This window comes from Prevotella dentalis DSM 3688 (assembly GCF_000242335.1).
GTDB classification, from domain to species: domain Bacteria; phylum Bacteroidota; class Bacteroidia; order Bacteroidales; family Bacteroidaceae; genus Prevotella; species Prevotella seregens.
Map to the genome: position 1 here is coordinate 23,853 of NC_019968.1, position 14,981 is coordinate 38,833.

The following is a 14,981-nucleotide window of genomic DNA, read 5'->3' on the forward strand; positions in this document are numbered from 1 at the left end:
CACGTAGGCGCGTGGATTGAAACCCCTATTACAGTGTCCAACGTGGCATGCAGCAGAGTCGCGTCTCACGTAGGCTAAATTCCAGTAAAGAAAGGATTGTATAGACCAATTTTTAACCACCAACTTATATCATTCAGTGATGAATTCTTTCGTGCAATATACTGCCAGCAGGGAATCCAGCAATTTCTTTCAATGGAGCCGTTACCCCACCTTCCATCAAAAAGCCGATTTAAAAATTTGTGTTGATAACGAATTTCGTAACTTGCCGCGACAATGTTTTTGTCGTTGTCCTGCCTCTTTGTCCTTTCTTTTGATAATGTGTCTTGGCGACAAGGGTGGTTTTTTCGCCATGACTTCCCAATCTCCGTTTGAGGTTTGGGTTCCCGATGTTGCCTGTGGGGGAGCTAATCTTGGCTTTCCGGCTTGTTGGGCTTGCGCTTCACACGTGGTGCGTGCCGCTTGTTTTTGAGCCATGCAGCCTTGCGCGCCTCATAATCCTGCCGGTGGCGTTCCAGAAAGTTGTCGGCCATGGCTTACTTGAACTTGCTGTAAATGACGCTGATCTTGATGGGGCTGTTGGCAGCCGAACCCTTGACGAGGCGCGTGCTGGTGAGCGACATGTCGTTGGTGACCTTGGTGACCTTGGACGTTGTGGTGCCTGAACTGGACGATGCCTTGGTTGTGGTCAGCGTTACGGGCACGAGCACCACCTTGTTCCAGTCGGCCGACTTGCTGCCATTCTGATAGCTGTGGTACATGGTGGAAATCATGCCGGAGATGTTGTTGAACGTGTAGCTGTTGTTGTAGGACGGGGCGGTTCTGCTCTTCTTGTAGCTCCATGTGGCCACGTAAGAATTCTTGTTGTTGTAGAGTTCGCCGTTCTCGAAGAAAGAATAAAGCGAATCCTTGGGAATCATGAGTATTGTCTGGGGCACGTCGAAAGCATAGTTGCTTGTCGTGGTGTTGTTGATGCGCTGCAGAGTCACCTTGGCAGAGGTGACGGTGTCTTTCTCATGGCCTTTCATGATCTCGGCCACGGGGAGCGTCATTTCGGTGAAGAGTCCGGCGGGTGTCTTCAGGTAGGTGCAGCTCTTGTCGGCCGCCAACTGGGATATGGTCTGCCGGTCGTTGGTGATAGTGGTGGTCTGCAGCACTTCTTCCGTGCCCCAGAACACGGTGATGCCATCGTATATGGTGTCTCGGTATTGTTTTACGGCCTTGCCGCCCACCGAGTCGGTGTAGGCCACCTGCCCCTTGTACTTGAAGTAGATGTTGAGCTGCGAGTTGTTGATATAGGCCATATTGCCCAACCCGCTGCGCTGCTTGAAGAAAAATCCCGGCACCACGTTATTGCGGAAAGTATAGGCATTCTTGAAGTAGGACGGGTGATCGTAATAGCTCTGCATGACGTAGGAGCCATAGTTATTGTATTGACGGCCGTTCTTGTCAGTGTAGGCTTCGTTGAGTTTGATGTTGATGTAGGGGGTGTAGCCCACCGTGTCGCGTTTGTTCTTGGCCACGTTGTAGTCCACAAGATTGTACACCTTATCCTTGTGCAAGCCGTCCTTGCGCACGTATCCGTTGGTCATGGGGTCGAAGTTGCTGTAATAGTTGCGGTCTTCGTTCATGGCCTTGTCCATTTCGTAGGCCGTGATTTTCATGGTCTGCGTGGTGTCACCGTAGGACTTGGAATAGAAAAGGCGTATTTCGCAGGAGTCGACCTTGATGGTGCCCTTGCTTCCGAACACGCGGTTGCCCTGCGCATCGTAGGTGACAAGACTATCCAACGGGGGAAACTCATAGTTTTCCAGGCTGTTGAACTGGGCCATGAAGTCGCCGGTGATGTAGGCTCCGGTTTCCGGATCCCTCACTTTGCCCAGATAGCCTGTGGCGTTGCGGGAGAGCACGGAGTCGGCTACGATGGAGCGGGTTGCCACGTCGAATGTGTCGGTCTCGATGGATATGCCGTCGCTGGCCAGTGAGGAACCGATGCTCTCGGTCGTATCGTCGCAGGCCGTCATGGCAAGTGCGACGAGGGCTAATCCTGCAAAGTATTTTAATTTCATGTGTCGTTTGTCGTGGGTGAGGGAAGTGATTCGTGCGTGGAACGGCGTGGCGTGCGGTGTCCAAGCCGCCGGCTACTCGCCTAAAATCTTTTCGTAGAGTGCTTGGTAGGCAGAGGCATAGTCTTCGCCGGGGTAGTCGAGTACGGGCAGACCTTTGCCGCGGGCATACTTCAGCAAGTCGGCATTCACATCCTGACTGGCTTCGACAACGGCATCGCTATAGTCGATGGCCATCTTGCCCAGTTCCATGAAGTCGAATTTCTCGGCGTAGGGCTTCAGCAACTCGGCCTTGGCATCGCGAAACTCCACGCAACGCTTGAAGTTGTCGCCAAGGTCGGTCTTGAACTGATGGTGGAAAAGTGAGGTCACCACCTTGGTATTGGCGAACGAAGGATCCTCATGGTAGGCGGTTTTGATGTACAGGGGGACGACGGCAGCCATCCATCCCTGGCACTGCACCACGTCGGGAGTCCAGCGCAGCTTCTTCACCGTTTCGAGCACGCCGCGTGCAAAGAAGATGGCACGCTCGCCATTGTCGGGATATTCAGCACCGGTCTCGTCTTCGGTCATGGCCTGACGATGCAGGAAATAGTCTTCGTTGTCGATGAAATAAACTTGAAGGCGCGACACGGGAATGCTTGCCACCTTGATGATGAGCGGGTGGTCGGTGTCGTCAATAATCAGGTTCATGCCCGAGAGACGGATGACTTCGTGCAACTGTCCGCGGCGTTCGTTGATGGCCCCCCACTTGGGCATGAAAGTGCGAATCTCGAATCCGCCGTCCTGTATCTTTTGGGGCAGGTTACATCCCATCAAGGACATTTCTGTCTCGGGCACATAGGGAGCAATCTCCTGATTGATGAATAAAACCTTCTTTTTGACCATGATGCACTTATCCTAAGTTAAAGTTATGGGTGCAAAGGTACGACTTTTCACTGAAAAAACGCCCGTTTTTGCATGAATTCACACAAAAACGGGCGTTTTAAAACTATTTGACTACTCCGGGGATGGCGGATTTACTCCACCACGAAGAGGGGTTCGTCTTCCATGACGCTCTGTCCCACCTTGACGCAGACGGCTGTCACCTTGCCGGCTTTCTCGGCTTCGATGTTGTTGGCCATCTTCATGGCCTCGAGCACGAGCACGGCATCGCCGGCCTGCACCTCGTCGCCCACGTTGACGTTGATGGCGGTGATGGTGCCGGGCAGTGGGGCTTTCACGGCGTTGGCGGTGTTGACATTGGCGGCTGCGGCGGGCTCGTCGTTGGATTCCTGTGCCACGGGCTTGCCCAGCACCGGCTTCTTCTTCTCGGGCTCTTCGGTCTTCTCAAGCCCCACCTCGAACTCCTTGCCGTTGACTTTCACGTTGGCCATGCGGCTCTCCTCGTTGATGTTGCCTATCTCGACCTGATATTCTTTCCCGTCGATGGTATATTTGAATGCTTTCATCTTGTTTATGGTTTTGCGGTGAATGAAAGGAACTTGGCGTCCCACATCGTCTGCTTGGGCTTGATGGTGATGATTTCCGGCTCCTTGTCGTGAACGTTATTGCCCTGATACTCGTAAAGGGCCAGGGCTATGGCTGCATATATGTTTTGATCCATAATACCAATATTTGTTCATCTTTGATTACATCGGCATGCAGCCGTGCTTCTTGGCCGGCAGATTTTGGCGCTTGTGGGCAAGCTGAGCCAGTGCGCGGCAGATGCGGAAGCGGGTGTTGCGCGGCTCGATCACATCGTCGATGTAGCCGAACTGGGCTGCCTGATAGGGATTGGCAAACTTCTCTGTGTACTCGTCCTCTTTCTCGGCGAGGAATGCTTTCACGTCGCCGCCCTCTTCTTTCACTTGCTTGGCCTCCTTGCCGCAGAGCACAGCAACGGCACCCGAGGCGCCCATCACAGCAATCTCGGCCGTGGGCCATGCAAAGTTCAGGTCGGCACGCAGCTGCTTGCAGCCCATCACGATGTGGCTGCCGCCGTAGCTCTTGCGCAGGTTGATGGTGATCTTGGGCACGGTGGCCTCACCGTAGGCGTAGAGCAGCTGGGCTCCGTGCAGAATCACGGCGTTGTATTCCTGGCCGGTGCCGGGCAGGAAACCGGGCACATCGACGAGGCTCACAATGGGAATGTTGAAAGCGTCGCAGAAGCGCACGAAGCGGGCGCCCTTGCGGCTGGCATTGGTATCGAGCACGCCGGCATAGGCAGAGGGCTGGTTGGCCACGATGCCCACGCTCTGGCCGTTGAAGCGGGCGAAGCCGGTGATGATGTTTTTGGCAAACTTAGGCTGCACCTCGAAGAACTCGCCGTTGTCGGTCACGGCCGTAATCACCTTGTACATGTCGTAGGCCTTGTTGGGGTCGTCGGGCAGGATGTCGTTCAGCAAGTCCTCCTTGCGGTCTATGGGGTCGGTGCATTCCACGCGCGGGGCCTCCTCGCTGTTGTTGGAGGGGATATAGCTCAGCAGCTTTTTCAGCATGTCCATGGCCTCCTCCTCGGTCTTGGCCGTGAAGCTGGTCACGCCGCTCTTGCTGGCGTGCACGCTGGCGCCGCCCAGATGCTCGGAGTCGATCTCCTCGCCGGTGACGGTCTTCACCACTTTCGGGCCGGTGAGGAACATGTAGCTCGTGCCCTCGGTCATGAGGATAAAGTCGGTGAGGGCGGGGGAGTAGACGGCACCACCGGCACACGGGCCCATGATGGCCGAGATCTGCGGGATGACGCCCGAGGCCAGGATGTTGCGCTCGAAGATTTCGCCATATCCGGCCAGGGCAGAGATGCCCTCCTGGATGCGGGCGCCGCCCGAGTCGTTCATGCAGATGACGGGAGCGCCGTTCTGCACGGCCATGTCCATCACCTTGCATATCTTCTGGGCCATGGTCTCCGAGAGCGAACCGCCGTTGACGGTGAAGTCCTGTGCATAGACGTAGACCAAGCGGCCGTCGACCGTTGCCGAACCGGCCACCACACCGTCGCCGAGGAACTGCTTCTTCTCCATACCGAAGTTGTGGCAGCGGTGGAGCTTGAACATGTCGTACTCCTCGAAGCTGTCCTTGTCTACAAGCATTTCGATGCGCTCGCGGGCCGTGTATTTGCCGCGGGCATGCTGCTTCTCGATGGCTTTCTCGCCACCGCCCAGCCGGGCTTGCTCACGCTTGGCAACGAGCTCCTTAATCTTCTCTGTTTGCTTACTCATAAATTTATTGGTTGTTTTTTGTGTTTACGCCATTGGCTCTTGGTGCGCAAAGTTACAAACAAAAATCGGAACGTGGAAATTATCCTCTTGAAAATAACGTTCTTAAACTTTCTGCTCCGTGCGGGTGTTTGGGACGCCTTGACGGGCGTGCGGGGCCGGCATGGAGGACGATTCCTACGTCGATGCCATGCAAGGAATGGCTGGGAGCTTTGCGGGGCTCCCGCAAGCGTCAAATGAATGGCTGGGAGCTTTGCGGGGCTCCCGCAAGCGTCAAATGAATCGCTGGGAGGCTTTCGGAACTTCCCGAAAGCCTCAAAGGAATGGCTGGGAGCTTTGCGGGGCTCCCGCAAGCGTCAAATGAATCGCTGGGAGGCTTTCGGAACTTTCCGAAAGCCTCAAATGAATTGCCGGGAGGCTTGCGGGAAGTTCCGAAAGGTTCAAAGGCGCGACCGCGCGCCCGGTCTTAGCAGCCGCAGCCTGTCCAGGGCTTCAGCTCCTTGAAGAAGTCGTGTCCCTTGTCGTCCACGAGGATGAAGGCGGGGAAGTCTTCCACCGTAATCTTCCAGATGGCTTCCATGCCGAGCTCGGGATATTCCACGCACTCGATGCTCTTGATGCTCGACTGCGAAAGCACGGCAGCCACGCCGCCGATGGTGCCCAGATAGAAACCGCCGTGTTTCTGGCAGGCATCGGTCACCACCTGCGTGCGGTTGCCCTTGGCAATCATCACCAGGCTGCCGCCGTGATCCTGGAACTCGTCCACGTAGGGGTCCATGCGGTTGGCCGTGGTCGGACCCATCGAGCCGCAGGGATAGCCCTCCGGGGTCTTGGCCGGGCCGGCGTAGAGCACGGGATAGTCCTTGAAATACTGGGGCAGGTCTTCGCCGGCGTCGAGGCGGGCCTTGAGCTTGGCGTGGGCAATGTCGCGGGCCACGATGATGGTGCCCTTGAGGCTCACGCGGGTCGAAACGGGATACTTCGTGAGCTCGGCCCGCACGGCATCCATGCCCTTGTCCAGGTCAATCTCTATGCCCTTGGCTCCCTCGCCCGGCCGGCGCAGCTCTTCGGGGATGAGTTCCGAGGGGTTGGTGTCCATCTTCTCTATCCAGATGCCGTCGCGGTTAATCTTGGCTTTGATGTTGCGGTCGGCCGAGCAGCTCACGCCCATGCCGATGGGGCAGCTGGCCCCGTGGCGTGGCAGCCGGATGACGCGGATGTCGTGGGCCAGATACTTGCCGCCGAACTGGGCGCCCAGCCCAATCTTGTGGGCCTCGGCGAGGAGCTTCTGCTCCAGGTCTGTGTCGCGGAAGGCGCGGCCGGTCTCGTCTCCGGTGGTGGGCAGGTTGTCGTAATACTTGATGCTGCCGAGCTTCACGGTGAGCAGATTCTTCTCGGCCGACGTGCCGCCGATGACAAAGCAGATGTGGTAGGGTGGGCAGGCGGCCGTGCCGAGGCTCTTCATCTTTTCCACGAGGAACGGCAGCAGCGTGCCCTCGTTCTGGATGGTGGCCTTGGTCATGGGGTAGAAGTAGGTCTTGTTGGCCGAGCCGCCGCCCTTGGCCACCATGACAAAGCGGTACTCCTCGCCCTCCGTGGCCTCGATGTCTATCTGGGCGGGCAGGTTGCAGCGGGTGTTCACCTCGTCGTACATGTTGAGCGGAGCATTCTGCGAATAGCGCAGGTTTTCCTCCGTGAAAGTGTTGAACACGCCGCGGCTCAGGGCTTCCTCGTCCTCGAAGTCGGTCCACACGCGCTGCCCTTTCTCGCCGTGGATGATGGCCGTGCCCGTGTCCTGGCAGAAAGGCAGCACGCCCTTGACGGCCGTCTCGGCATTGCGCAGGAACTGCAGGGCCACGTATTTGTCGTTCTCCGAGGCATCCTTGTCTTTCAGAATGGCGGCCACTTGCTCGTTGTGGGCGCGGCGCAGCATGAACTCGCAGTCGTGGAAGGCCTGCTGGGCCAGCAGCGTGAGGGCTTCCTTGGAGACCTTGAGTATCTCCTTGCCCTCGAACTCGGCCGTACTGACGCCCTCTTTGCTCAGCAGCCGGTACTCCGTTTCGTCCTTGCCCGTCTGGAACATGGGCGCATACTTGAAATCTACTTTGTTAGCCATAATGATAATGCTTTTGATATAATAATAGGTGTTGTTGCTTAGTAGCCGAAGATTTCCCGGGTGGTGAGGCGGCGTATGGGGGCTATTTTCTCCAGACTCTTGATGTCCAGATTCTGCTCGTCGCCCAGAATGAGGTAGCGGAAAGGCTTGCCGGCAATGCGCTCGGCGGCAAACTTCATGAGGTCGTCGAGCTGCAGTGCGGGCAGACGGTCGTAGATGGTCTGGTTGATGTCGTAGTCGAGTCCGCGGTCCTGTGCCGTCATGTAGGCGTCGAGCACGTCGAAACGGGTGGTTCGGGCGGTGGCCAGCGACTTGAGCAGGCTCTGCTTGGCCAGGTCGAAGCCGGCCTGTCGGGCGGGCATGCTGTCGAGCAGGTGGTTGAACTCGTGGATGCAGTCCATCATCTTGTCGTTCTGCGTGATGATGTAAGTGTAGAAATCTTCCTTGTCTTTCCGTCGCCAAGGCTCGTTGTAGCGGGCTGCTGCCGAGTAGGCCAGGCCTCGGGCCTCGCGCAGTTCCTGAAACACGATGGCGTTCATGCCGCCGCCGAAGTATTCGTTGAACAGGGCGTTGACGGGAGCGTTGGCCGGTGTCCACGCTCTGTCCTCGTTGTGATACTGCATCATGTAGATGTTCTTGGCGTCGTAGGGGGCCAGCCAAATCTCGTTCTTCGGCGTGGGCTGGGCCTGGTATTCCTGGCGTCCGGTCTCCAGCGTGCCCGCGGGCTTCCGGCTCGGGGCATGCTTCCGCACGAGGGCCAGCACGTCGGCCTGGCTGGAGGGGCCGTAGTACATGACGGTCTTCTGCGGCAGGCTGTAGAGCGTTTTCAGCGCTTGCAACAGCTGGTTGCCCGTGGTTTTCTTCATGGCCTGTGCGCTCATGCGGTTGCGCGTGGGGTTGAAAGCACCGTATGTGCCGTAGTTGCGCAGGGCGTTGAAGTTGGCTCTCTGGTTGGCCTTGCTGTCCTCGCGCGACTTCCGTATCAGCTCCACCACGGTCTGGTAGTCGCGGCTGCCCATCCGGGCATGCTCGATGAGGCCGGCCATGAGCGCGAGGGCTTGCGGCATGTTCTCGTCGAGCCCGCTGAGCGCGAGACGGGTGTGGTTGGCCGACACATGCACGTTGAAGTCGCATGCCAACTTGTAAAAGGCGCGCTTGATGTCGTTGGCACTCTGCCTGTCCGTGCCGGCATAGTCGATGAGGGTCTGTGCCATGCCGAGCGCCTGCGATTTTTCGTTGCCCACGGGGTAGTCGAACTCCAGGCGGAAGAGCCCGTCTTCGGTGTTCTGCTTGTAGAGCATGTGCGACTGAGGCGTGGGATGGCTCACGTCCAGGTCCGTCTTGAAGTCGACGAAGCGGGGTTGGATGGGTGCGGCCTTGCTGTCCAGCACTTCGCGGAGGAACTCGCTCTGCTTGTCGTTGTTCGTAGGAATGGGCGTAATGGCGGGCTTCTCTATCTTGTGTATGGTGGTGTCGTTGCCCTGACGTTTGTAGACGGCCACGTAGCCGTCGGTGAGGAAGCGGTTGGCGAAGTCCACAATCTGCCGCTTGGTCATCTTCGCAATGCGGTCGAGGGCATGCACCTGGTCGGCCCACGGCTGCTCGTTGATGAAGGCATCTACAAACTTGGAGGCGCGCGACTTGTTGCTTTGCAGCGACTTGTAGTAGTCGAGTTTCAGGTTGCTCACCACGGCCGGCAGCAGGTCGTCGGCAAAGCGGCCCTGTTTGAGCTTGGCAATCTCCTGCAGTAGCAGGTCTTTCACGGCTTCGAGGCTCTGGCCGTCCTTGGGCACGGCCTGGAGCAGGAACAGCCCGTAGTCGTGCATTCCCTCGTAGTAGGCACCCGCTCCCTGCACCCGCATGGGCAGGTTCAGGTCCACGTCGAAGAGTCCGGCCTTGCCGTTGGCCAGCATGTCGGCGATGACACGCAGCGTGTCGGCCTGGGCGCTGGCGGCCCCTTCAGTCCGCCAGCCTATCAGCAGGTTCTCGGCTTCCAGCCCCACCACGGTGGTGTCCATGGGCGCAACGGGCGTGGCCATAGGGGCGTACTCCGGGCGCGAGAGGGTGGAACTCTGCTTCCAGTCGCCGAAATACTTGTCGATAATGGCCATCACCCGGTCGGGGTCGAAGTCGCCGGCCATGCAGATGGCCACGTTGTTGGGCACGTAATAGCGGTTGAAATAGTTCTTGATGTTGAGGATGGAGGGGTTCTTCAGATGTTCCTGCGTGCCGATCGTGGTCTGCGTGCCGTAGGGATGGGTGGGGAACAGCTTCTTGCTGAGGGCCACCCAGGCCTTTTGCCCGTCGTTGCTCAGTCCGATGTTGAACTCCTCGTAGACGGCCTCCAGCTCCGTGTGGAACCCTCGCACCACCATGTTCTTGAAGCGGTCGCTCTGGATGCGCGCCCAGTTCTCGATCTCATTGGCGGGAATGTCCTCCACGTAGCAGGTCACGTCGTTGCTCGTATAGGCGTTGCTGCCCTCCGATCCGATGGCGGCCATGAGCTTGTCGTACTCGTTGGGGATGTTGTATTGGGCGGCCAGCTGCGAGATGGAATCTATCTCGTGGTAGGCCCGTTTGCGGGCTGCGGGCTCCTTGAGCAGCCGGTAGGCCTCGAAGCGGTTCTGGATGGAGTCGAGCAGGGGAGCCTCGGCCGCCGTGTTGCTGGAGCCGAAATGGGTGGTGCCCTTGAACATCAAATGCTCCAGATAGTGGGCCAGGCCGGTGGTCTCGGCGGGGTCGTTGCGCGAGCCGGTGCGCACGGCGATGTAGGTTTACAGCCGGGGTTTCTCCTTGTTCACGGAGAGATAGACCCTGAGACCGTTGCCGAGGGTGTAGAGGCGGGCCTGCATGGGGTCGCCCTTCACGGTGTCGTAATGGAAGCCCTGGCCCTGCGCGGCGGTGGCGAGCAGCAGGGCGGCAGCGGCGATAATGGTTTTAAGTGTCATGATGTGATGGTTGTTTTAGTCCTCAAAATCGGTTTCGTGGTCGAGGCTGTTCACAAAATTGTCGAGCACCTCCCGCTCCACGTCGCCCATGCGATACTCTTTCTCAGCGTCCTTGCGTATCTCGGCTATCCATGTGCGGCGTGCCGACACGTAGTCGGCCTTGATGCGTTGGGTGGCTTCGGGGGTGAGGCGGTCTAGCCCGTAGTAGTCGAGGATGAGCCGGTGAGTCCATGCCCACTGGTATTCGCGGTAGTGCGCGTTGATGTCTTCAAAGCGGCTCGTGATGCCGTCGATGCTGTCGAGCGTGCCGTTCTTGATGTCGTCGATGAGCCGCTGCTCCTCCGAGGCGGGCATGAGCAGCCCCGAGAGGTCGTTCCAGTCGCCCAGTCCCACCGTCGTTTCGGGGGCGCAGAGCTCCGGGTCGCGCTTTCGCACGCGTTTGAGCACGGCCCCCATGTAGATGCGCAGGGCGATGTCGTAGTACTTGATGCCCTTTTTCAGCGACGAGGCATTGATGACATACTCGTGGAAATTGTAGCTCGACACGTCCTCGCCCGAGGCATCGCGCAGGTCTTCGAGTATCTTCTTGCCCTTGATGATCTCGCCCACGGAGAACGGAGAGAGCCAGTCGAAGTTGACGATGCTCTTCTGCGAGCCCTGCGGGCGCACGTCGCGCTTGGGCCATTTGCGGATGTCGCGGTAGAGGCCCACGGTGGTGATGTTGCGTCCCGGCGAGAGATACATCGTGTCGCCGTAGGCAATGAGGTAGGAGAAGGGCAGGTTGCGCGTGTCGGGGTGGTGCATCAGCTTGCCGAAGCACACGCTGAACGTGCCGATGTTGGCCGGCATGAGCAGATAGGCGCCGCTGGCCGTCTTGGTGCCGCGCTCCAGTATTCCCCAGTGCATGGGCCCCATCTTGTAGGCGTGGTTGGAGAAGTTGGTGGCCGAACCGGCGTTGTAGAAGCTGAACATGCCGCCGATGAGCAGCGAGCTCTTGTGGTGGCTGGCAGTGAACGGGCCGCAGAAAGCAGCACAGGCCTCGCCGTTGCTCATGTAGCTGTTGGCAAAGAACACGCTGGCCGAGGCCGTGAAGCCGTTGCTGATTTGGCAGGCCTCGCCCACGAAGCAGTCCTGCATCTTCACCGAATTGATGATGCTCGAGCCGTCGCTGATGATGGAATTTTCGCAGATGACACCCGTGCCCACATACACGTTGGCGTTGGGCGAGGAGAGGATGGTGGTGTCGCTGAGGCGTGCCGCGCCGTTGATTTCGCAGTCGTCGCAGATGACCGAGTTGGTAATTTCCTTGGTGTTCACAATCTTCACTCGGTCGCCGATGGTGCCCCGTTCGGGCGTGCAGGCCGCTATCTCCTCGCGGATGAGGCGGCGGATGGGGTCGCGGAGGTCGCGGTCGCGGAAGTGTTTCACCATGAAAGCGGCGAACTGGCTGTTCAGATGGCGGAAGAGGATGAGATTGCCGTCGCCCACCTCGTTGAGCACGGAGATGAGGTTGCCCTCGCCGTAGGTGGCGCCCTCGGTGGTTTCCAGCGTCGAAATGTTGGAGATGTAGCAGTCGTCGCCGATGGTGTAGTTGTTGATGTAGTTGCCGATGTTCTCGATGAGGCAGTTGTCGCCCACGGTCACGTTGCGCAGCGTGGCGTTGTTGATGCCCGAATGCTTGTAGAAGTCTTTGCTCACCTCCACGTTGCGCTCGAACACGCCGATGTTCACCTCGCCGTAAAGCATCACTCGGTGCATGTAGTTGGGCAGGAAATCCTCGGCCACATTGATGTTGTTCCAGTCCTCGGCCCAGCAATTGCGGTCTTCGAGGACCATGATTTCGTTGTCGGTCAGCTTGCGGTATTGCATGATGAATGGGGCCTCTGCAAGCCCCTCCGAGGGAGGGGCCGTCTCCGGCCACGGTTGTAAATGGTTGCTAATTGTGGTTCATGGTTTCCCAGGCACGGTGCGGCTCCGCCGCATGGCCCTCCCTATCCCATGGGAGGGGCAAGGGGGAGGCTAATCTTCCACCGGGTAGAGGAAGTCGTTGTAGGGATATTTCTGCACGTGCAGCTCGCGCACACGGCGGTAGAGCGTGTTGCGGAACTCGTCCACGTTGTCCTTTTGCTTGGCCGAGATAAAGAGGCAGTTGTCCTCGAGCCGGGCCATCCACGTGCGTCGCAGCTCGTCGAGCGTCACGTTTTCGCGGGTCTCGGGCGTGAGGTCGTCGGGCTCCTTGTCCACCCATCGGTATTTGTCGGTCTTGTTGAAGACCATCATGGTGGGCTTCTCGGCGCAGTCCAGCTCTTTCAGCGTCTGGTTCACCACCTCGATTTGCTCCTCGAAGTCGGGGTGCGAAATGTCGACCACGTGGAGCAGCAGGTCGGCCTCGCGCACCTCGTCGAGCGTGGATTTGAACGAGTCGACCAGGTCGGTGGGCAGCTTGCGGATGAAGCCCACGGTGTCGGCCAGCAGGAACGGCAGGTTCTCCACCACCACCTTGCGCACCGTGGTGTCGAGCGTGGCAAAGAGTTTGTCCTCGGCAAACACCTCGCTCTTGGCCATCAGGTTCATGATGGTGGACTTGCCCACGTTGGTATAGCCCACGAGAGCCACGCGGATGAGCCGTCCGCGGTTCTTGCGTTGGGTGGTCTTCTGCCGGTCTATCTCCACGAGCCGCTGCTTCAGCAGGGTGATGCGCTGGAGGATGATGCGGCGATCCATCTCCAGCTGGGTCTCGCCCGGGCCGCGCAGGCCCACGGAACCCTTGCCGCCACCCGATCCCGAGCCGCCGCCCTGGCGTTCCAGGTGGGTCCAGAGCCGCTGCAAGCGGGGCAGCATGTAGCGGTATTGGGCCAGCTCCACCTGCGTCTTGGCGTTGGCCGTCTGGGCCCGCATGGCGAAAATGTCGAGGATGAGCGACGTGCGGTCGAGTATTTTCACCTGCAAGGCGTTCTCTATGTTGCGCATTTGCTTGGCCGAAAGCTCGTCGTCGAAGATGACCATGCCCACCTCGCGCTCGTTCTCCTCCTCGTCTTTGATGTATTGCCGGATTTCCTCGAGCTTGCCCTTGCCCACGTAGGTCACGGCGCTGGGCCCGCCCACGCGCTGTGTGAACCGCCTCACGGTGACGGCGCCGGCCGTGTCGGCCAGGAATTCCAGCTCGTCCAGATATTCTTTTGTCTTGGCCTCGTCCTGTCCGGGGGTGATGAGTCCCACGAGGACGGCGGTCTCGGCCTTGACTTCAGAGATTACAAATTCCTTCATTTCTGAGATGGTTATATAGGTGCAAAGGTACAGAAAAGATGGGACAATCGGCTCCGGCCGCCCACTTTTTTTCACGCATCGGGCAAATCCGGCGTTTCTTTTTCGTAAACGTTTGCGTAGTTTTTCGGGAAAAAGAAAGGCCCGTTTTTGACTTCAATCAATTTAATCCCTAACTTTGCATCATCAAAACAACGCAGCATTCCATAGATTTCTAAAATCATAACTACATAAAAAACAAATTGCTGAAACATTCAAGAAGTAGAAAACGCCTGGACGTGACGTCCGGGCGTTTTCGCGTTTAAGGGCCCGTGCAGGTGCCGCCGGCCGGCCGGAGTGGGGCGGGGGCCGGCCAGCCGTTTTTCGATGGGGTCGTAACGGCTTGAGCTTTACGGTGTAACGGTCGCGCGATTACACCGTTTTCGCGCGGCCGCTGCGGCGCAATCGCGCGGCGTTTGCGGCGTTGTCGCAGGGCCTTGGCGGCGTGCCGGCAGGGAGGCCGCCAGGCCGCGGGGCCAATTTGGCGGGCTGCGGCTTGGGAGATTCGCCGTTTTTTGCTAAATTTGCAAGCATCATTAACGCTAAAAACATCATGAGACTCATCATCGAATCCAATTATGACAGCCTCTCGCAGTGGGCTGCCGAGCATGTGATCACCAGTATCAACCGTTTCCGCCCCACGGCCGAACGCCCCTTTGTGCTGGGTCTGCCCACGGGCAGCTCGCCCGAGGGCATGTATGCCGCCCTGGTGAAGGCCCACCGTGAGGGCCGCGTGAGCTTCGCCCACGTGGTGACTTTCAACATGGACGAGTACGTGGGACTGGCCGAGAGCCACCCCGAAAGCTACCACAGCTTCATGGCACGCAACCTCTTCGACCACATCGACATCGCCCCCGAAAACGTCCACATCCTCAACGGCAACGCTCCCGACCCGGAGGCCGAGTGCGCCCGCTACGAGCGGCTTATGGGCGAGGCAGGGGGCATAGACCTCTTCATCGGCGGCATTGGGCCCGACGGTCACATCGCCTTCAACGAGCCTTTCTCGTCGCTGGGCAGCCGCACCCGCGTGAAGACGCTCACCACCGACACCATCATTGCCAACAGCCGATTCTTCGGGGGCGACGTGAACAAGGTGCCCCGGCGCGCGCTCACCGTGGGCGTGGGCACGGTGATGGATGCCCGTGAAGTGATGATTCTGGTCAACGGCCACCACAAGGCGCGCGCCCTGCAGGCCGCCGTCGAGGGCCCCGTGACCCAGGCTTGGACCATCTCGGCCCTGCAACAGCATCGCCACGGCATCATCGTGGCCGACGAGGCAGCCTGCGACGAGCTGAAGGTGGGTACCTACCGCTATTTCAAGGACATAGAGAAAGAAAACCTGTAACCCATTAAGAAG

At 58.7% G+C, this 14,981-nt stretch carries 11 protein-coding genes, 1 pseudogene and 1 CRISPR repeat array (1 of these 13 only partly in view); of the genes and pseudogenes, 1 reads left to right on the plus strand and 11 read right to left on the minus strand.

Annotated elements, in window-relative coordinates; all coding sequences use genetic code 11:
• Positions 1 to 23: direct repeats of the CRISPR family, unit length 32 nt; it begins 2,614 nt to the left of the window's first position.
• A 381-nt stretch (positions 24 to 404) separates the two neighbouring features.
• The 11 genes and pseudogenes from PREDE_RS07520 to PREDE_RS07570 form a co-directional block, all read right to left on the minus strand.
• Positions 405 to 530, minus strand: coding sequence for a hypothetical protein (locus PREDE_RS07520; RefSeq protein WP_005846135.1), 126 nt, complete (start codon positions 528 to 530; stop codon positions 405 to 407).
• Positions 531 to 533: 3 nt separating this feature from the next.
• Positions 534 to 2,066, minus strand: a complete 1,533-nt coding sequence (locus PREDE_RS07525) for a DUF4270 domain-containing protein (protein WP_005846137.1) — start codon at positions 2,064 to 2,066, stop codon at positions 534 to 536.
• A 72-nt stretch (positions 2,067 to 2,138) separates the two neighbouring features.
• Positions 2,139 to 2,951: a glycogen/starch synthase gene (locus tag PREDE_RS07530; protein WP_005846139.1), complete on the minus strand. Its 813-nt coding sequence runs from the start codon at positions 2,949 to 2,951 to the stop codon at positions 2,139 to 2,141.
• Positions 2,952 to 3,082: 131 nt separating this feature from the next.
• Positions 3,083 to 3,514 (minus strand): biotin/lipoyl-containing protein, encoded by a 432-nt coding sequence (locus PREDE_RS07535; protein ID WP_005846140.1) that lies wholly within the window; start codon positions 3,512 to 3,514, stop codon positions 3,083 to 3,085.
• A 5-nt stretch (positions 3,515 to 3,519) separates the two neighbouring features.
• Positions 3,520 to 3,669, minus strand: coding sequence for a hypothetical protein (locus PREDE_RS14045; RefSeq protein WP_005846142.1), 150 nt, complete (start codon positions 3,667 to 3,669; stop codon positions 3,520 to 3,522).
• Positions 3,670 to 3,694: 25 nt separating this feature from the next.
• Positions 3,695 to 5,260 carry an acyl-CoA carboxylase subunit beta gene (locus PREDE_RS07540; RefSeq protein WP_005846144.1) on the minus strand — a complete coding sequence of 522 codons (1,566 nt, stop codon included), beginning with the start codon at positions 5,258 to 5,260 and terminating at the stop codon, positions 3,695 to 3,697.
• A gap of 463 nt (positions 5,261 to 5,723) precedes the next feature.
• Positions 5,724 to 7,373 carry a fumarate hydratase gene (locus PREDE_RS07550; protein ID WP_005846147.1) on the minus strand — a complete coding sequence of 550 codons (1,650 nt, stop codon included), beginning with the start codon at positions 7,371 to 7,373 and terminating at the stop codon, positions 5,724 to 5,726.
• A 38-nt stretch (positions 7,374 to 7,411) separates the two neighbouring features.
• Positions 7,412 to 10,321, minus strand: a pseudogene (locus PREDE_RS07555) (M16 family metallopeptidase).
• 15 nt (positions 10,322 to 10,336) lie between these two features.
• Entirely contained in the window at positions 10,337 to 12,190 is a 1,854-nt protein-coding gene (locus PREDE_RS07560) for a DUF4954 family protein (protein WP_005846152.1), read from the minus strand.
• Between the two features lie 150 nt (positions 12,191 to 12,340).
• Entirely contained in the window at positions 12,341 to 13,588 is a 1,248-nt protein-coding gene (gene hflX, locus PREDE_RS07565) for a GTPase HflX (protein WP_005846154.1), read from the minus strand.
• A gap of 71 nt (positions 13,589 to 13,659) precedes the next feature.
• Positions 13,660 to 13,809 (minus strand): hypothetical protein, encoded by a 150-nt coding sequence (locus PREDE_RS07570; RefSeq protein ID WP_154648469.1) that lies wholly within the window; start codon positions 13,807 to 13,809, stop codon positions 13,660 to 13,662.
• A gap of 368 nt (positions 13,810 to 14,177) precedes the next feature.
• On the opposite strand from PREDE_RS07570, the gene nagB reads away from it, so the two are divergent.
• A complete protein-coding gene (gene nagB, locus PREDE_RS07575) occupies positions 14,178 to 14,969 on the plus strand; it encodes a glucosamine-6-phosphate deaminase (RefSeq protein ID WP_015310331.1) in 792 nt (263 codons plus the stop codon).
• Positions 14,970 to 14,981 lie beyond the last annotated feature (12 nt).

Bases quoted from the DNA above. Each gene is read 5' to 3' on its own strand.
- PREDE_RS07520 (WP_005846135.1), bottom strand. From the start codon at position 530: ATGGCCGACAACTTTCTGGAACGCCACCGGCAGGATTATGAGGCGCGC.
- PREDE_RS07525 (WP_005846137.1), bottom strand. From the start codon at position 2,066: ATGAAATTAAAATACTTTGCAGGATTAGCCCTCGTCGCACTTGCCATG.
- PREDE_RS07530 (WP_005846139.1), bottom strand. From the start codon at position 2,951: ATGGTCAAAAAGAAGGTTTTATTCATCAATCAGGAGATTGCTCCCTAT.
- PREDE_RS07535 (WP_005846140.1), bottom strand. From the start codon at position 3,514: ATGAAAGCATTCAAATATACCATCGACGGGAAAGAATATCAGGTCGAG.
- PREDE_RS14045 (WP_005846142.1), bottom strand. From the start codon at position 3,669: ATGGATCAAAACATATATGCAGCCATAGCCCTGGCCCTTTACGAGTAT.
- PREDE_RS07540 (WP_005846144.1), bottom strand. From the start codon at position 5,260: ATGAGTAAGCAAACAGAGAAGATTAAGGAGCTCGTTGCCAAGCGTGAG.
- PREDE_RS07550 (WP_005846147.1), bottom strand. From the start codon at position 7,373: ATGGCTAACAAAGTAGATTTCAAGTATGCGCCCATGTTCCAGACGGGC.
- PREDE_RS07560 (WP_005846152.1), bottom strand. From the start codon at position 12,190: ATGCAATACCGCAAGCTGACCGACAACGAAATCATGGTCCTCGAAGAC.
- hflX (WP_005846154.1), bottom strand. From the start codon at position 13,588: ATGAAGGAATTTGTAATCTCTGAAGTCAAGGCCGAGACCGCCGTCCTC.
- PREDE_RS07570 (WP_154648469.1), bottom strand. From the start codon at position 13,809: ATGATTTTAGAAATCTATGGAATGCTGCGTTGTTTTGATGATGCAAAG.
- nagB (WP_015310331.1), top strand. From the start codon at position 14,178: ATGAGACTCATCATCGAATCCAATTATGACAGCCTCTCGCAGTGGGCT.